We start from the raw sequence: 16,682 nt of genomic DNA on the forward strand, positions 1-16,682 counted from the left end.
AAACGCGATGCAGAAGGGATTCATAGTATAGAAAGAGTTGCCAAGGATAATGCTGGTAATGAATCCGACAAGAAAACAGTTAAGATTAAGATTGATTTAACATCTCCTAAAATCAGCGATAATGCCAGCGGCTGGTATGCCGCTGGGCCCATAAATCTGGTATTTACTGCCAAAGACGGGGGAAGCCCGCCTTCCGGTTTTGCCAATGGTTCTGATACAATGATAGTTGATACTATTAATATCCCAGACCCGGGTTTCGGAGAGGTGTCATTTAATGAATATACAAGGGGACCTGTCAACGATTTAGCCGGTAACGCCAGCAATCAAAAGACAGCCCAGGTTGGAATTGACCGGGCTCCGCCTATCGTATCATACCCCATAGTAAATGGTTCTGCGGTCATAACCATAACCGTCATACAGAAAATACCAGATGGCATATCCAAAAGCGACCCTGAAATCCAGAAGTGGTTAAACGGTTTCGGTGCCTCTGATGTTGGTGTCGGTTTGGTTGCCGGGCAACCTCCGCCTACAAATAATGCGCCATCTGTATTCCAGGTGGGAACTACCGTGGTGATTTTTACGGCTAAAGATAGAGTAGGCAATTCATCAGAGCCATTAAACGGCTGGGTTGTGGTAGAACCGGTGAGGGTTAATCTAACTTTAGGGAATGAGAAAGATGAAGAAGACCCCGGCGCCTACATCGGAGTGAATAACGACGATGATAATGAAAATGATACGGCTGATAAAGATGAAAAAACAAGACCGCTTTTTGATAATACAGGCAAGCTGGTTAATGATGACGATTTAAGCCGGTTAGGCATGTATATAAGTTACTGGAATGAAATAAAGGAGGGTAATCTTATCCTAAAAGCACAGGGTAGTGAACGTATAAAAATCTGGTCGGTTGATAAGGTTGGTAAAGATGAAAAATGGACGCAGATAATAGGCGCAGGAAGCGCCGCACAAAAAGAATGGACGCCCGGACAGGAGTTACCCAAAGAATTATGGATAGAAGGTTATAAGGGGAGCGATTTTGAGAGAGATGTAACATTGGAATTATGGTATGATGCGGTTACAAACGATAATGTGACATTAACAGTGTGCGAAATTATTGTTCATCCGGTTGAAAACGATTTTACCGCTGGTAAGGAAGGTCGGATACTGATTTCTGCTAAACAAGACAAAAAATATCATACAGCAATTAAGTCTACCAAAGATAATAAAGTGGCGCAAAGAACAGATGGCCAAGTTACTATTACTGCCCATATTCTTCCGAACAACTTAAAAGATAGAATCATATATTTTAGAGTGATTGACCCAGACCCGGATGATAAATCGCAGTATGAAAAAGACGATAAAGGTGGCGATAATGCGGATGTGACAAATAAAAAAGTCCGATTAAGCCAGAATCGCAACGAAGCAACGCTATGTAACATAAATAATAAGCAAGTACTTGCTGCCGAAACGACATTGTATATCACCAAGCAATGTTCCGGCGACAATTATCGAATTGAGGCCAGTTTCACGGATAACTTCTCTCAGATAGCCGGAAAGTCAATGGTGTTCACTGCTTGGAAGAGGGTTTATTTGGAGTACGATAAGATGTATACTAAGGGTGCCACATTAACCCAACCTTTTAGTCCGGATGAAGATGAAGACGATGATAATATAAGTATTGACAATACAGATGATTTTTCAATTGGTGATATGGTTATTCTGTTTGATACTTATGGGACATCGGTTCCACGGATTATTACCGACAAGAGTAGTTTTCTCATAACCGTTGCAGATTTGGACGAGAGTTTTAGTAAATATGGCGGCGTGAAACTTGCAAACGATAACACCACCTATGAAGTATATTTTGACTATCTTGAGCAGACATATGGCAGCAATACTGATGGCAGTGACGGCGGGACTTTTGTCGAATTCGTTCAGAGCTTTGACGGTAGTGGTAACATACCCAAATACACCGAATTTCCGCCAGGTAACGAGCGAGATAATTTTTGCAGCCACTGGTTCAAAAATCAATTAGCGTTCTCAAATGTATTTCAAATAGTAGCCGCAAATAAACTTTACGTGCCGGGAACAATGGGTAGCACTGATGAAGACATTAATATTACCTGTATATATGTTGGTCGTTTTGACTATTTTCCTGAAGAGAAAAATAAGAAGGCGATTGCTGACACGGTGGTGCACGAAATAGGACATCAGTTTGGGTTAAATCAGAAAATTATTAGTCATGTAGATGGTGGGGAGTGCCTTAATCATCAGGGTGATGACCAGTGCGTTATGACCGACTCAGACACCCTTGATGAAATAGCAGAGTTTGATTATAGCAATAAAAACAAAACTCCCGAAGATGATTGTATTTCATTTATCCGCGAAGCACCAGACTTACGATAACTAAAAAAGGAGCATGATTATGAATATAACTAACAAAAAGATGTTTAAATTAATTACTATATTTTTGTTTATGGGCATGTTATTTGCTGTGCCCATTAATATTAAAAGTCAGGAAACTCCAGAGAAAACGCTGGAAGAAAAGATAAAAGATAGGGTTTTATTGGAGGTGTCATCTGTCATCGGGCAGCCATCCTCAGTATTAGAATTCACCATTAGGAATAACAGCGATCAGGTAATCTGGGCGTATAATTTGAATGAAAATAGCAACTTTACCATTATGCGAAACACTCTGGATAAAATATTGCCAAGGATTGAAAATGTCAATTATGGAAGTCGGTATATGCGTAAAGACAATTGGAACAATAATTTGATGATAAAAGCATTTCAGGCAAAGTCCTGGCGATATAATATTGCAGATGGGCTTTGGTTTCGCTCGTCCGATAATCGGAATCCTTATCGGGAATTTTCGGAAGAGGCCGGTATTTATCAACTGTATTGGAGAGTAAGTGCATATGTTGTATATGAGAAACCGGAAGACAAGAAGACGCAAAGCAGTTTTGAAAGTATGGAATATTTAGCCGGACCGATTTTACTTCTAAAAGAGCAAGGGATGGAAGGAATAGATAAGGTGCCTCATTATGAAGAGGCAATAAATGAAAAAACAACGAATTATAAAAATGTACTTCAAAAAGATGAGGTTAGTAAATCAAGCTTATTAAAGATTGTTCATATAGCAAACCAGCCGGCTACTCTATTAGAGTTTACGTTGATGAACGATACTAAAAAAGATATTAAGACGACTCAAATTCTTAGTAATTACAATAAAATTGTAATAGTTAAACCCAACGGTGATGAAACTGAATGTTTTACTTCAGTAAAAGAAAAGGATATTAAAACCCTGACTATTAAGCCAACTGAAAAGCAATCCTGGCGGATTGACTTGTTGCAAGTCGGCAAGGATTATGGCGTATCCTTTGACGAGCCCGGCACATACAAGGTCTACTGGAAACTCATCAATGACAAAGGCGAGACCAAGGAAGAAATCAATTCCGAACCGGTCCTATTCCTGAAAGAGGCGGAAAAGAAACCAGAGGACAAGCAACCGCCCAGGGATAAATAGAGTTTAAAGGAATTTCGCCAGAGGTTATTTATATGTCTTATAAAGCATTCAAGGGTAAGTGGCAGGCGTTCGGAGACAAGCCCATAATCAGCATCCTGTCCACCGGTCTGATTTGTTTTAATAAGGCTTGCTATGATACTTATGTTAAACCCACTAACTGCAAATATGTCAAACTCTATTACGAGCCGGATATGAAGAAGGTGGCATTCGCATTCCGCAATGATAGGAAAGGCGAGTTTGTGCTCCCGGTCAATCTGACCAAGACCGGGCTTATTGCCGTGGTCAATGGCAAGACCTTCTTTAACCAGTTCGGAATCAAATACCCGGAGCAGAGCCGGTCATTCCCGGTCCATCAGACCAAGCCATCAAGCGGAATCAAAGGGATTGAGATTAAACTCACTGAATACGCTACTGCGTAACCGCGCGGCTCCCCGAACGTTTTCGGGGAACGCAAGCGAATATTTCCCGGCCGGTTCTTAACCGCAGATTATACAGATAAACACAGATTATTGGTTCAATTCAACATTTTCTTTTTGGGGTATGAGGTTCCTGCCAGGGGAGTATGCCTGGCCAACCAAGGTAGTATGCCTGGCCCGACAAAGTAGTATGGGTAGCGCCACAAGGTAGTATGCTTGGCTTTACAGGGTAGTATGGGTAACCGCATAAGGTAGTATGGGTAACATTGCATGGTAGTATGCCTAACCCCACAAGGTAGTATGGGTAACATTGCAGGGTAGTATGGATAACCCCACAAGGTAGTATGAGTAGCCTTGCAGGATAGTATGGATAACCCCACAAGGTAGTATGCATAGCCTTCAAGGGTAGTATGCATGGCCTTACAGGGGGGTATGCATAACCTCAAAGGGTAGTATGCATACTCTTACAGGGGGGTATGGGTAATGGTAAGGGGGGAGGGTGGGGTCACTCCTGTTTACTACAACGGTTTAATTTATAAGGAGATATAAAAATGGGGCTTATAGAATTCAAAACCAGGCTGTTGGCGCCGTATTTTACCGAAATCCCTCCTGAAATTAGGGATAAATGGGTAAACGGGGCCAAAAAAGCGGTTTCCAAGACCTATAAAGGGCTAAAGAAGGCGGTCAAAACCCAAAAGGATTTTAAGGAAAAGATTGGCGACCCGACTATGAACACCATTGCCTCTTTTATCAACCCGGAATGGACTTCAAAACACGGCCTGACCTACAAGGACATAATGAATAAGACGAATGATAGTTTGGCCGGGGCCGGGAAACGTTATTTCAAGTCGCGCCAGACGCTTTATGAAAGCGGTAAATACGAAGAAAAACTGGAATACGGGCAAAGAGAATATGCCAGAAAATGGTGCAAATACCTCGGCCCGCTCAAGGGCTATAAAGCCGGTAATATTTTGGGGTTGTCAACTATGGCGATAATGGCGTTGACAGGCGGCAGTAAGTTGGTTGATTATCTAAGGGCTCGAAACGTTCCTCTTGAAGGTGAACCCATGGTCATCACCACCCTAGAGAAGCTTAACAAGTTCAGGCGCAGATTAGACAGCCGGATTGTTCACTGGGGCAGTGAGATAATCACCCAGGACTATAAGGAAGATGTCATTATGAGGGCTAATGAGGAGATAAATCAATTGGTCAACGAATATCGCCGTCCTGAGATTGCGCCATTTAGTCCGGCTGGCGATTCGTTCCGAAATAATCGGAACACCGCAGTGACCGCGATAGCGAACTCCGTTGCGACTTCACATATAGATTTTACAGTCATTTCAACGCCCGACTCAACCAAGCCCAACGGCATACGCAAATCATTGGCCTTGGATATCCAGGTGGCGGGTGGTTAGATATGGGATGCGCGGCCAGAAAATAATATTATTTTACCCCCAAATATTTGACTTTACAACTAAAATAGTTTATACAAATTAGTTCGTGTATTTTTGTAGAAAGGTAATATACTATGTCACGTTTAGGGAAGAAACCGGTACCGATTCCGGACGGGGTCAAGGTGTCCGTTAACGGCAATATTGTCAAGTCCGAAGGCCCCAAAGGTGTCTTGGAATATAAACTGCCGGGTAATGTCAAGGTAAAGGTTGACGAGGCCAAGAAATTACTGGCCGTGGAAACCACCTATGTGATACCTCAGGATAATATCAATCACGGCACTATCCGGAGCCATATAAATAATATGCTTATCGGCGTGCATCATGGCTACGAGGAGAAGATGGAAATTATCGGCACCGGCTACAAGGCGGTGATGGACGGCAAGAATCTGGCTATCAGCCTGGGATATTCGCATCCGGTTAAGGTGGATGTTCCGGCCGGTATAGCCGTGACCATACCCAATCCCAACCTATTGGTAATCCAGGGCGTCAATAAACAGGTGGTCGGCGCCTTTGCCGCCAAAATCAAGGCCATCAAGCCCTCTGAGCCGTATAATCTCAAGGGCATTAAATATACGGATGAGGTAATTAAGCGAAAGACCGGCAAGACCTTTGTATCGGGAACCGCATAGAGAGCAAAATAAATTATGAATATTCAAGAACAGAAGTTAGCCAGGCGCCAGCGAAGGCATAAACACATAAGGAAAAACGTAATCGGGACACCCGAACAGCCGCGTTTAAGCGTCTGCCGGAGTTTAAAGCATATCCGGGCCCAGATAATAGATGACCACAAGGGATTGACGGTCTGTGCGGTATCAACTCAGTCGCCGGATATAAAGAAGGTTATCAAAAGCGGCGGCAATATTGCCTCTGCCAAAGAAGTAGGTAAGAAATTGGCGGAACTGGCCCTGGGCAAGGGTATTAAAAAGGTGGTCTTTGACCGGGGATGTTTTCCGTATCACGGGCGTATCAAGGCCTTGGCTGAAGCCGCCAGAAAGACCGGATTGAAATTCTAAGTTAAAAGGAATGGCGCCGATGGCGCCATCTAACTCGTTCTAACGCCCATATGGGCTGACTGCGAGTAAGAAAGGTAGCTTACATTGGAAAATACTAATAGACAACAAGGTGGTCCGGGGAAAGAGAAGCCGGAAGGCGGGATAGAAGAGATTGTCATCAAAATCAGGCGTGTTTCCAAGACAGTCAAGGGCGGCAAGCGATTTAGTTTTGCGGCCTTAGTGGCCGTAGGCGACCGGCACGGTAAGGTTGGTTTCGGCAAGGGTAATGCCAATGAAGTTCCCTTTGCCGTGGAGAAAGCCGTGAAAGACGCCAAGAAGAATCTGGTGCACGTGCCGATGAAGGATACCACGTTGCCGCACCGAATCTGGGGTAAATACGGGGCCACCGAAGTGATTATCAGGCCGGCCTGCCGGGGTACCGGGATTATCGCCGGTTCGTCGGTCCGGGCCATCTTAGAGTTGGCCGGGGTTAAGGATATCCTGGCCAAGGTGATGGGTAGCACCAATCCGACCAACGTCGTCAAAGCTACCGTCAATGCGCTTTTGTCGATTAGAACATACCAGGAAAGAAAATCATTATTAAGAACCGTCCAGCCCGGGCGGGAGCATAGTGAGAATTAAAATATGAATCTTACCCAATTAAGCAAAGCAGTCAGGAGATACCATAAAAAGGCCAAGAGGCGCGGATGCGGCGACAGCTGTGGCCACGGCGGAACCTCATGCCGGGGCGGCAAGGGCCAGTCGGCCCGGAGCGGCTATAAGCGCAGAGGTTATTTTGAGGGTGGACAGATGACCCTGGTCAGAAAGACGCCTAAAAGGGGATTCCATAATACCAGATTCCAGGAAACAGTTGCCATTATTAATCTCCGGGATTTGAACAGGTTTGAGCCGGACGCGACGGTTAATCAGGCGGCACTGGTGGAAAAAGGAATACTGAAGGGCGCGTTTGATAAGATAAAGGTTTTGGCCAAAGGCGAATTGGAGAAACAAGGCCTGACTGTAGAAGTCCACTATTTCAGCGAATCCGCAAAAAAGAAGATAGAAGCAAAAGGCGGCAAAGTTATCACATGCAAAGAATAAAAGAAGTCATTACCAATATCTTCATGGTGCCGGAATTAAGGCGCCGGATTCTTTTTACCTTTGCGCTTTTGATTGTCTTCCGGCTGGGATACTTTATTACCATTCCGGGTATTGATAAGGATGTTTTAGCCCAGTGGATGAAGCAGTTATCCCAGGACGCCGGGCGGCTTTACGGGTTTGTCAGCCTGTTTTCAGGCGGTTCGGTTTCACAGCTCTCTATCTTTTCGCTGGGTATAATGCCCTATATCACGGCTTCGATTATATTCTCGCTTCTGGTAAAGGTTATTCCGCAATTAGAGGCGCTCAGCAAGGAAGGGCCTTCCGGTTATCGCAAGATAAGCCAGTATACCCGGCTGGTTACCCTGCCGATTTGTATTTTTTGGGCATTCTGGACGGTTTTGTATCTGCAATCATCCGGTGGGAATATCGGTGGTCAGGCGTTGGTGGCAAATCCTGGTTTCTGGTCATTCGGTCTGACCGCAATGCTTTCGCTGACGGCCGGCGCTTTATTCGTGATGTGGCTGGGCGAGCAGATTACGGAATTCGGAATCGGCAACGGAGCTTCCCTTATTATTATGACCGGTATTATTTCCCGTATGCCGGATGCAATCGGGAATATGGTTTATGATGTTTCGAATGGTCAAATCAGTGCGGATAAGCCCATTATGATTATCCTGATATACGTTGCGGTTATTGTGGCGGTGGTGTATATGACCCAGGCGCAGCGCCGGATTCCGGTCCAGTATTCCAAGCATATCAGGGGCCGGCAGATGTTTGGCGGGCAGCGGCACTTTCTGCCCCTGCGCATAAACCAGGCCGGCGTGATGCCGGTTATCTTTGCCTCCACCCTGATGGCTTTCCCGGATATGATTGGCCGGGTATTCAAGTCTGATTTTCTGGTGCATGTATTCAGCCGGGGCGAGGCCGGATTTATCTATAGTTTGTTGTATGTCGGACTCATATTTTTCTTTACTTATTTCTGGACCGCGTTATATTTTAGACCGGTAGAGATGGCTGAAAACCTCAAGGAATGGGGCAGTTTTGTTCCGGGCATCAGGCCCGGTTATGACACGGCCATATATCTGGAACGGATAATGAACCGGATTGCCATCGTGGGCGCGACTTTCCTTGTGGTAATAGCTCTTTTGCCTAACATGGCTTCCTATGCCTTGGGTGTTGATAAATATTTAACCTCTTTCCTGGGCGGCACCGGCATCCTGATTGTCGTGGGCGTGGGGCTGGATTTAATGCAGAAGATAGAGTCGCAATTGTTGGTCAGAGAGTACGACGGTTTCCTGAAAAAAGGCCGGATAAGGGGAAGGAGATAAAATGATAATAGTTTTCTTAGGAGCCCCGGGTTCGGGTAAGGGAACCCAGGCGTCAGTGCTGGCCCAGCATCTTAAGATACCTTTTATTTCCACCGGTGATATGCTCCGCAAGGAAGTGGGTAATTCATCCGTTCTCGGGCTTAAGGCCAAGTCATTTATGGACCAGGGCGGGTTAGTACCTGACATTGACGTAATCAGCATGATAAAAGAGCGGGTGACCCAGAGGGATTGCGTAAACGGCTTCGTGCTGGATGGTTTTCCGCGCAACAGCGTCCAGGCCAAGGCGCTGGACCGGGCCATGATGGAAATCAACAAAGAAGTCAATAAGGTAGTTTATCTGGAAATCCCGCAGGATGTGGCGATAGACCGGATTTCCGGCCGGCGCGTCTGCAAGAAATGCAAGGCCAATTACCATATGAAATACTCGCCGCCCAGGACCGCAGATAAATGCGATTCCTGCAGCAGTGACTTATACCAGCGTGATGATGACAAGCAGGAAACCGTGATAAAACGCTATCAGATTTATCTGGATCAGACCAAGGGATTGGTGGATTACTACCAGGACAGGTTGATAAGTATCAATGGCAATCTTCCGATAAATGCCATTGAACACAGTATCAGGGAAAAACTAAAAGTCCCTGTGGCTTAGATGATAAAATGTAAATCGCCTCGCGAGATAGAGTTAATCCGCCAGGCAGGTGCGATTGTCGCCGGCGCTCTTAATCTGGCCGCGGCACTCGCCAAACCGGGTATTACCACCAAATCGCTTGATGACGCGGTGGTTAAATATATCCACGAAAAAGGAGGCAAGGCGGCTTTCAAAGGATACCGGGGTTATCCGGCTAATATCTGCGTCTCGGTCAACGAGGAGGTAGTGCACGGCATCCCGGATAAACGCATCCTTAAGGCGGGCGATATTGTCAGCGTTGATATCGGTGTCGGCTACCAGGGCTATTATGCCGATGCGGCGCTGACTGTACCGCTGGCCAAAATAAGCCCCGAGGCACAGCAACTGGTTGAGGTAACCAGGGAATCGCTGCGCCGGGCTATAAATAAAATAAGAGCGGGTATAAAATTATCGGAGATATCCGCGGCTATCCAGGGCTTTGTGGAGTCCAACGGTTTTTCGGTGGTGCGCGATTTGGTCGGGCACGGCATCGGTTCGGCGCTGCACGAAGACCCGCAGATACCGAATTATGTGGATAAGACCGTCGCCAGGCTGGAAGATAATGTTATTCTTAAGGAAGGAATGGTGCTGGCAATAGAGCCGATGGTCAATCAGGGCACTTATGAAGTGGAAACCCTGGCCAACGGCTGGACCGTCGTTACCAGAGACCGCAAGCTTTCGGCTCATTTTGAGCATACGATTCTGGTAAAAGAGGATAAAGGAGAGATTCTGACGTCTATAAATTAAGTATGGCCAAAGAAGAAGCGATTAAAACGGAAGGGATAGTTTTAGAGGCGTTGCCCAATGCGATGTTCAAGGTGGAATTGAAGAACAAGCATATAATCCTGGCCCATGTGGCCGGGAAATTAAGGATGCATTTTATCAAGATTCTGGCCGGTGACAGGGTTCAGGTGGAAATCTCCCCCTATGACCTGTCCAAAGGCCGGATTGTTTACAGAGGATAATTTTATGAAAGTTCGGCCATCGGTAAAACGGATTTGCGAGAATTGCCAGATAATCAGGAGAAAAAGAGTCATCCGGGTTATTTGCTCTAACCCTCGGCATAAACAGAGACAGGGAAAATAGACGTGTTCCGCCACCCGTGGCGTCGATAGTGCCATCGGCGGAGCCTAATCCCGTTTCAGCGGGATAAGAAAGGGAAAAACTAATTTATGGCGCGTATTGCTGGAGTTGAATTGCCTCCGAATAAAAGAGTTGAAGTCGGGCTTTCCTATATTTATGGGATAGGAATGTCTAACACAAAAGAGATATTAAAAGAAACCGGTATTGACGGTAATATCAGGGTAAAAAACCTGACTGAGGACCAGATTAGCCGACTTAATGTAGCTATTGACAAGCGCTATACGGTTGAAGGCGCATTGAGGCGTCAGATTGCCCAGAATATCCAGCGGCTTAGAGATATCGGTTCTTACCGGGGTATGCGCCACCGTAAAGGCCTGCCGGCCCGCGGACAGCGCACCCGTTCCAATGCCCGGACCCGCAAGGGACCGCGTAAGACCGTAGCCGGCAAGAAGATGGCGCTGGAAAAGACATAACCTGAACTTTAAGAGAAGGATTATAAAATATGGGAACACAGAAAGCCAAGGTAATGGAGGGCGGACCGGAAGACAAACAGAAACAGGGCAAACAGGAAAAGCAGGCGGCGCCTGCCCCAAAGCCCGCTAAAAAGAAAATCAAGCGGACCGTGCCCAAAGCCGTGGCGCATATAAAATCAACCTTTAATAATACGATTATCACCGTGACGGACGAGCAGGGCAATGTCCTGTGCACGGCTTCAGGCGGGACTATCGGATTTAAGGGCTCGCGCAAGAGCACGCCCTTTGCGGCCCAGAAAGCCGCGGCCAGCATGGTTGATAAGCTCCGCAGATACGGGGTCCGGGAGCTGGAAATCCGGGTTAAAGGCCCCGGTTCCGGCCGCGAATCCGCCGTTCGGGCGCTCCAGGCCGAAGGTTTGATTATTACTTCCATTGAAGATGTAACGCCGTTGCCGCATAATGGCTGCCGGCCTCGTAAGAAGAGAAGGGTATAAGTTAAGTAAGGAGTTAAAATTTAATGGCAAAAATGACTGATGCAAAATGCAAGCTCTGCCGTCGGGAAAAGATAAAACTGTTCCTGAAAGGCAAGCGGTGCGAAACCGCCCGGTGCGCCGTGGAAAAACGGCCCCAACCGCCCGGACAGCACGGGACAAAAAGGAAACGCGGCCGCCTGACCGATTACGGCCTGCACCTCAGGGAAAAGCAGAAGATTAAACGGATGTATGGCGTCGGCGAACGGCAATTCAAAAGATACTTCCAAAAGGCCGTGGGCCAGCCCGGCAATACCGGGGAAAACCTCCTGGTCCTGCTGGAAACCCGGCTGGATAACGTGCTTTATAACGCCGGTTGGGCCACCTCGCGCACCCAGGCCAGGCAGTTTATCTACCATGGGCATATTATGGTCAATAATAAAAAGGTGTCTATTCCTTCATTTAATGTGCATGCCGGCGACGTCATCGCGCCCCACAAACACGAGTTAAGCCAGAAACTGGTGGTCACATGGAAAGACATTGCCAAGAAGGAACAGATTCCCACCTGGCTCAAGCGCAAAGACGATATTAAGCACATAGAAATTATCCAGTTGCCTAAACGGGAGGATATTTCAGTCCCGGTTAACGAACAATTAATTGTAGAATTTGCTTCAAGATAATGAAATAAGGTAGTCCCCCTAAGGACATCGGGGGGTCTAACTCACTGTAACGCCCCCGTCCTGACGGACATGGCTCTAACAGTGAGTAAGAGAGGTTTAGATATGAGAGTAAGATGGCGAGAATTTGAAATGCCCGCGCGCGCAACCCTGGACGAGAAGACCCGCACGGCCACCTACGGCCAGTTTATCGTGGAGCCGTTTGAACACGGCTTTGCCCACACCATCGGAAACGGCCTGCGCCGGATACTCCTGAGTTCCATCGAAGGCGCGGCTCCGGTCTGCGTCAAGATTAAAGGTGTGGAACACGAGTTCTCCACCATGGACGGCGTCCGGGAGGATGTGGTGGAGATTATCCTGAACCTGAAGAAACTCGTGGTTCAGATGGATTCCAGCGAGCCTAAGAAATTATACCTGGAAGTGGACCGTCTGGGCGCGGTTACGGCCGCGGATTTCAAGCCCGACCCGACCATCCAGATTATTAACACCGATTTGCATATTGCCACCCTGGTCAAGGAGCGCGATTTTGTCCTGGAGTTGACGGTTAAAAGAGGCCGCGGCTATGTCACGGCTGAAGAGCACCTGACTTCCGACGAGGAGCACGAAATCGGGATGATCATGATGGATTCGCTCTTCTCGCCGGTTACCCGGGTCAGTTATCAGGTAGAAAATACCCGGGTCGGCAAGCGCACCGACTACGAACGCCTGATTCTGGATGTATTCACCAAAGGTTCCATCAGTCCGGAAATGGGGCTGGTTGAGGCGTCAAAGATATACCGCAAGCATCTTAATCCGTTTGTCCAATACCAGGATGTGGGCCGGGAGATGCAGGTGGATGACCGCAAGGAAAAGGAAACCATCAAGAAGGAAGAGTATGTGGCTAAGCTCCATCAGAAGCTGGCCCTGCCCATCGCAGAACTTGACCTGTCCACCCGGGCTTCTAGGTGCCTGGTTAAACTTAAGGTCCAGACCATTAAGGATATTGTTGCTTATAGCGAACTGGACCTGCTCAAGACCCCGAATTTCGGCAAGACCTCGCTTAAAGAGGTCAAGAAGAAATTATCCGAGATGATGGGCCTGACCCTGGGCATGGACCTGACCGCAGTTACAGCAGAGAAAGAGTAAATATTTATGAGACACGGCAAGAAATGGCGTAAATTAGGACGTAAGGATAGCCACTATAAACTGATGGGGCGCAACCTGATGGCCGCGCTCTTCGAATACGAACGGATTACCACCACCGAAGAAAAGGCCAAGGAATTCAGGCCCCAGGCCGAGAAACTCATTACCATGGCCAAAGACCCGTCGCTGCATCACTACCGCATGTTGATTTCCCGGCTCCAGCACGAGACGGTGGTCAGCAAACTGGTCAAGGAAATAGCGCCTCGTTTCAAGGATAGGCCGGGCGGTTATACCCGCATCATTAAACTGGGCGGCTCGCGCCTGGAAAAGATGAAGCATCCCGGCCGCTTTGCAGCCACCCGGTTGGGCGACAACGCCAAACGGGTCATCTGGGAACTGGTGGTCAAGGCCGAACCGGCCAAGCCGGACAAGAAAAAGGGCGAAAAGGCAGAAAAACCAGCCAAAGCCGACAAGGCCGCAGCCAGTCCCGCTAAGAGGGAGAAAAAGCCCAAGGCTAAAAAGGTTGAAACAGCGGCTAAGTAAACAATAGCCCAGCCCATGAGTTATGGGCTGGGCTCTAAGCCCTATGCTCCCAAACTCCGACTGCATCTTCTGCAAGATAGTTGACGGCAAAATCCCATCCACCAAACTCTTTGAGGACGATTCAGCCATTGCCATTCTGGATATCAATCCTATTACCTTCGGCCATTCGCTCTATATCGCCAAAGAGCATTATGCCACATTGCTGGACGTGCCTGAAGGCAAGTTGCCGGGTATTATTAAGAATCTGCAAAAGGTGGTTTCCGCGTTGCTCAAAGCAACCGGATGCGAGGGTTTTAACATCATCCAGAATAACCAGCGTTGCGCCGGCCAGCTGGTTCCCCACCTGCATTTCCATCTTATCCCGCGCAGGCCCAACGACCCCATCCACTTCAACTGGCAGATTGGAACCTATCAGAATGAGGAATCGCAGAAACTGGCTGAGGAAATCAGGAAACAACTGGCAGAATAATCAACACTTATTTTTGCTCGATTCCCTGCAGTTTATCAGATGCCTGTTGGAATTTGGGGTCAAGCTCCAGCGCCTTTTTGTAATCCGCCTTGGCTTTGTTTGTATTCCCTTTGCCTTCGTAGGAAATGCCGCGGTAGTAATAATAAAGCGGCTCGCCCGGGACGATTTTAATCGCCAGGGTATAATCGATAATCGCCTTGTCGTGATTGCCCTTGGCCGCATAGGCCATTCCCCGGTAGTAATAGGAAAGGTGGTCTTCGGCGTTATTTTCCAGGGCCTTGGTCAGGTCGGCAATGGCTTTATCATACTCGCCCAGGGAATGATACGCCAGGCCACGATTGTAATAAGCAATTGCGTCGGCCTTGAATTCAAGAGAGGTGTTGTAATCCGCAATGGCTTTTTCGTAATCCTTTTTATAATAATAGGCCAAGCCGCGGTAATTGTAGGCTAAATAATTACTGGGGTCGTCGTCAATGAACCGGGTGTAATCCGCGATGGCATCGTCATATTTGGCGCTGGCCGCATAGGCCTGCCAGAGATACTGGTATGCCTTTAAATATTGGGGGTCCAGTTTCAGGGCGCTGTGGAAATCCTCAATGGCGCCGCTGTAGTCACCCTTGTTAAAATAGGACAGCCCACGGTTATAATACGCCTTTATTTCCTTGGGGTCAAGGTTGATAACCTTGGAATAATTGGCAATCGCCCGGTCGTCGTCGTTGCGGCTGAAATAAATAATGCCGCAATTGAGATAGGCGCCGGTATAGCGCGGGTCAAGTTCTATGGTTTTATTGAATTCCTTTAATGCCTTGTCATAATCTTTTTGGTAGTAATAAATCAAGCCGCGGTTAAAGTAAGCCAGTTTGTCCCGCGGATTGAGTTCTATGGATTTGTTATAATCAGCCAGCGCCTTGTCGTATTGGCCGTTATCATAATATGCGACTCCGCGGTCAAGATAGGCGTCGGCATATTCAGGGTTTAGTCCGATTGCCTTGTTGTAATAGGAAATGGCGTTGGCATAATCCGGAACCGCGCAATAGTCGGTGGCCAGGTTATAATAACCCACCGCGATTTTAGATTTCAGCGCCAAGGCCGCCATGTCATCAGGCGCCGGTCTGAGGATGTTATTGAGCGTCTTCCAGGCCTCATCCCATTTCTTCAGTTCTATAAACGACCGGGTGTTATTCATCCACATATTATAGTTCTCATTGCTGATATTTTTATGGGATGCCGTATTGCCCCGGGGCGGCGCTGTCTTGGCCGTTCCTTCGGGTTGTTTAGCCGCCTTGAAAAAAGCTATGTAAACCAAAAGAATCAGGATAATCCCTCCGCCGGCCGCGCCGAAGTAAAGAGGCAGTCGGCTTTTCGGCTGGACCGGGTTCATGTTTCCCGCCGGCCTCATCGTAGCATCCATTGCCACAGAACGGCGGAAATCGCGGGCATGAATAACTGTTTGCCTGTGCCGGAAGGCGTCCAAATCCTCCAGTAACTCAGTCGGGCTGGCATACCGGCGGTCCGGGTCTTTCTGGATGCATTTCATAATGACGGCTTCCAGGTCGAGCGGGATATCGGGATTATATTGGCTCGGCGCAATCGCCGTGTCATAAATATGGTGGCGAATCATGCTTACAGCCGTCCCGGCCTCAAACGGAATACGGTCGGTCGCCATCTCGTACATGACAATGCCCAGCGAATAAATATCGGAGCGGATATCAACCGCCTTTCCCATACCTTGTTCGGGTGACAGGTATTTAGGGGTTCCGATTACCGCGCCGGCCATGGTTGCCTCGTGGTCGCCTTCCATAATCTTCGCTAATCCGAAATCCATTACCTTGATTCTCGACTCCATAAGATTGATGTCCAGTGTACTCATCTGTGAGACACCGGACCTCACGGATGAGGGCATGGCCACCATAATATTGGAGGGTTTGATATCGCGGTGGACAATCCGGGCCGGTGATTCCCAGGCCGTTTTCAATGCCTGGGCAACCGATTCCCCGACATAGCCGATTTCCTTATCGCTGAATTTATGTTTGGTCTCAATTATTTTACTCAAGGGCTGGCCCTGGACTAATTCCATGGCGAAATAATAGGAACTTTGGTATTCTCCGGCTGAATAAACCTGGATGATGTGTTCATCCACCATTTTAGCCAGGCATTCTGATTCACGCCTGAATCTTTTGATAAAATCCTCGTCCTGGGTGAGTTCCGGTTTTAACAGCTTGATGGCGACCGGCCGGTTAAGGGATACCTGGCGTCCGATATAAACCTCGCCCCAGGAACCTTTCCCGATGAGTTTGGAACGGTCTAATTCAAATTCGCCTAACTTTTCAAGTGCCATAAATAGTATTGATATAATAACGGGTG

19 protein-coding genes and 1 pseudogene are annotated in these 16,682 nt (G+C 47.6%); 19 read left to right on the top strand and 1 reads right to left on the bottom strand.

What is annotated here, in order from left to right:
* From HZA49_05930 to HZA49_06020, 19 genes and pseudogenes are all read left to right on the top strand, one after another.
* Positions 1 to 2,403: hypothetical protein (locus HZA49_05930; protein MBI5778977.1), on the top strand; the 2,403-nt coding region annotated here is incomplete at its 5' end.
* Positions 2,404 to 2,422: 19 nt separating this feature from the next.
* On the top strand, positions 2,423 to 3,523 hold the full coding sequence (locus HZA49_05935) for a hypothetical protein (protein ID MBI5778978.1): 1,101 nt from the start codon (positions 2,423 to 2,425) through the stop codon (positions 3,521 to 3,523).
* Positions 3,524 to 3,555: 32 nt separating this feature from the next.
* On the top strand, positions 3,556 to 3,942 hold the full coding sequence (locus HZA49_05940) for a hypothetical protein (GenBank protein ID MBI5778979.1): 387 nt from the start codon (positions 3,556 to 3,558) through the stop codon (positions 3,940 to 3,942).
* Between the two features lie 548 nt (positions 3,943 to 4,490).
* A complete protein-coding gene (locus HZA49_05945) occupies positions 4,491 to 5,354 on the top strand; it encodes a hypothetical protein (GenBank protein MBI5778980.1) in 864 nt (287 codons plus the stop codon).
* A gap of 113 nt (positions 5,355 to 5,467) precedes the next feature.
* A pseudogene (gene rplF, locus HZA49_05950) lies at positions 5,468 to 6,022 on the top strand (50S ribosomal protein L6).
* A 15-nt stretch (positions 6,023 to 6,037) separates the two neighbouring features.
* Positions 6,038 to 6,406 (top strand): 50S ribosomal protein L18, encoded by a 369-nt coding sequence (locus tag HZA49_05955; GenBank protein ID MBI5778981.1) that lies wholly within the window; start codon positions 6,038 to 6,040, stop codon positions 6,404 to 6,406.
* Between the two features lie 141 nt (positions 6,407 to 6,547).
* Entirely contained in the window at positions 6,548 to 7,027 is a 480-nt protein-coding gene (rpsE, locus tag HZA49_05960; GenBank protein ID MBI5778982.1) for a 30S ribosomal protein S5, read from the top strand.
* Positions 7,028 to 7,030: 3 nt separating this feature from the next.
* A complete protein-coding gene (rplO, locus tag HZA49_05965; GenBank protein MBI5778983.1) occupies positions 7,031 to 7,486 on the top strand; it encodes a 50S ribosomal protein L15 in 456 nt (151 codons plus the stop codon).
* Positions 7,483 to 8,814, top strand: a complete 1,332-nt coding sequence (gene secY / locus HZA49_05970; protein ID MBI5778984.1) for a preprotein translocase subunit SecY — start codon at positions 7,483 to 7,485, stop codon at positions 8,812 to 8,814. The genes rplO and secY overlap by 4 nt, the downstream gene beginning before the upstream one ends.
* A gap of 1 nt (position 8,815) precedes the next feature.
* A complete protein-coding gene (locus tag HZA49_05975; protein MBI5778985.1) occupies positions 8,816 to 9,463 on the top strand; it encodes an adenylate kinase in 648 nt (215 codons plus the stop codon).
* Complete coding sequence (map, locus tag HZA49_05980; GenBank protein MBI5778986.1) at positions 9,464 to 10,228, top strand: type I methionyl aminopeptidase; 765 nt, start codon at positions 9,464 to 9,466, stop codon at positions 10,226 to 10,228.
* Positions 10,229 to 10,230: 2 nt separating this feature from the next.
* Positions 10,231 to 10,446, top strand: a complete 216-nt coding sequence (gene infA, locus HZA49_05985) for a translation initiation factor IF-1 (GenBank protein MBI5778987.1) — start codon at positions 10,231 to 10,233, stop codon at positions 10,444 to 10,446.
* A 4-nt stretch (positions 10,447 to 10,450) separates the two neighbouring features.
* Positions 10,451 to 10,567 carry a 50S ribosomal protein L36 gene (gene rpmJ / locus HZA49_05990; protein MBI5778988.1) on the top strand — a complete coding sequence of 39 codons (117 nt, stop codon included), beginning with the start codon at positions 10,451 to 10,453 and terminating at the stop codon, positions 10,565 to 10,567.
* Positions 10,568 to 10,653: 86 nt separating this feature from the next.
* Positions 10,654 to 11,037, top strand: coding sequence for a 30S ribosomal protein S13 (rpsM, locus tag HZA49_05995; GenBank protein MBI5778989.1), 384 nt, complete (start codon positions 10,654 to 10,656; stop codon positions 11,035 to 11,037).
* Positions 11,038 to 11,090: 53 nt separating this feature from the next.
* Positions 11,091 to 11,531, top strand: a complete 441-nt coding sequence (gene rpsK / locus HZA49_06000; protein ID MBI5778990.1) for a 30S ribosomal protein S11 — start codon at positions 11,091 to 11,093, stop codon at positions 11,529 to 11,531.
* Positions 11,532 to 11,554: 23 nt separating this feature from the next.
* Positions 11,555 to 12,187: a 30S ribosomal protein S4 gene (rpsD, locus tag HZA49_06005; GenBank protein ID MBI5778991.1), complete on the top strand. Its 633-nt coding sequence runs from the start codon at positions 11,555 to 11,557 to the stop codon at positions 12,185 to 12,187.
* A 102-nt stretch (positions 12,188 to 12,289) separates the two neighbouring features.
* Entirely contained in the window at positions 12,290 to 13,309 is a 1,020-nt protein-coding gene (locus HZA49_06010; protein ID MBI5778992.1) for a DNA-directed RNA polymerase subunit alpha, read from the top strand.
* A 6-nt stretch (positions 13,310 to 13,315) separates the two neighbouring features.
* The gene (gene rplQ, locus HZA49_06015) at positions 13,316 to 13,849 is read left to right on the top strand and encodes a 50S ribosomal protein L17 (protein ID MBI5778993.1); all 534 of its coding nucleotides are present in this window, start codon (positions 13,316 to 13,318) and stop codon (positions 13,847 to 13,849) included.
* 43 nt (positions 13,850 to 13,892) lie between these two features.
* The gene (locus HZA49_06020) at positions 13,893 to 14,318 is read left to right on the top strand and encodes an HIT family protein (protein MBI5778994.1); all 426 of its coding nucleotides are present in this window, start codon (positions 13,893 to 13,895) and stop codon (positions 14,316 to 14,318) included.
* 7 nt (positions 14,319 to 14,325) lie between these two features.
* Here HZA49_06020 and HZA49_06025 read toward each other — a convergent pair whose 3' ends face one another.
* On the bottom strand, positions 14,326 to 16,656 hold the full coding sequence (locus HZA49_06025) for a tetratricopeptide repeat protein (protein ID MBI5778995.1): 2,331 nt from the start codon (positions 16,654 to 16,656) through the stop codon (positions 14,326 to 14,328).
* Positions 16,657 to 16,682 lie beyond the last annotated feature (26 nt).

It is taken from the genome of Planctomycetota bacterium (genome assembly GCA_016235865.1).
In the GTDB taxonomy this organism is placed as follows: Bacteria; Planctomycetota; MHYJ01; order JACQXL01; family JACQXL01; genus JACRIK01.

What these genes read in the sequence shown, in the direction of transcription:
- HZA49_05935 (MBI5778978.1), top strand. Translation starts at nt 2,423, where the DNA reads ATGAATATAACTAACAAAAAGATGTTTAAATTAATTACTATATTTTTG.
- HZA49_05940 (MBI5778979.1), top strand. Translation starts at nt 3,556, where the DNA reads ATGTCTTATAAAGCATTCAAGGGTAAGTGGCAGGCGTTCGGAGACAAG.
- HZA49_05945 (MBI5778980.1), top strand. Translation starts at nt 4,491, where the DNA reads ATGGGGCTTATAGAATTCAAAACCAGGCTGTTGGCGCCGTATTTTACC.
- HZA49_05955 (MBI5778981.1), top strand. Translation starts at nt 6,038, where the DNA reads ATGAATATTCAAGAACAGAAGTTAGCCAGGCGCCAGCGAAGGCATAAA.
- rplO (MBI5778983.1), top strand. Translation starts at nt 7,031, where the DNA reads ATGAATCTTACCCAATTAAGCAAAGCAGTCAGGAGATACCATAAAAAG.
- HZA49_05975 (MBI5778985.1), top strand. Translation starts at nt 8,816, where the DNA reads ATGATAATAGTTTTCTTAGGAGCCCCGGGTTCGGGTAAGGGAACCCAG.
- map (MBI5778986.1), top strand. Translation starts at nt 9,464, where the DNA reads ATGATAAAATGTAAATCGCCTCGCGAGATAGAGTTAATCCGCCAGGCA.
- infA (MBI5778987.1), top strand. Translation starts at nt 10,231, where the DNA reads ATGGCCAAAGAAGAAGCGATTAAAACGGAAGGGATAGTTTTAGAGGCG.
- rpmJ (MBI5778988.1), top strand. Translation starts at nt 10,451, where the DNA reads ATGAAAGTTCGGCCATCGGTAAAACGGATTTGCGAGAATTGCCAGATA.
- rpsM (MBI5778989.1), top strand. Translation starts at nt 10,654, where the DNA reads ATGGCGCGTATTGCTGGAGTTGAATTGCCTCCGAATAAAAGAGTTGAA.
- rpsK (MBI5778990.1), top strand. Translation starts at nt 11,091, where the DNA reads ATGGAGGGCGGACCGGAAGACAAACAGAAACAGGGCAAACAGGAAAAG.
- rpsD (MBI5778991.1), top strand. Translation starts at nt 11,555, where the DNA reads ATGGCAAAAATGACTGATGCAAAATGCAAGCTCTGCCGTCGGGAAAAG.
- HZA49_06010 (MBI5778992.1), top strand. Translation starts at nt 12,290, where the DNA reads ATGAGAGTAAGATGGCGAGAATTTGAAATGCCCGCGCGCGCAACCCTG.
- rplQ (MBI5778993.1), top strand. Translation starts at nt 13,316, where the DNA reads ATGAGACACGGCAAGAAATGGCGTAAATTAGGACGTAAGGATAGCCAC.
- HZA49_06020 (MBI5778994.1), top strand. Translation starts at nt 13,893, where the DNA reads ATGCTCCCAAACTCCGACTGCATCTTCTGCAAGATAGTTGACGGCAAA.
- HZA49_06025 (MBI5778995.1), bottom strand. Translation starts at nt 16,656, where the DNA reads ATGGCACTTGAAAAGTTAGGCGAATTTGAATTAGACCGTTCCAAACTC.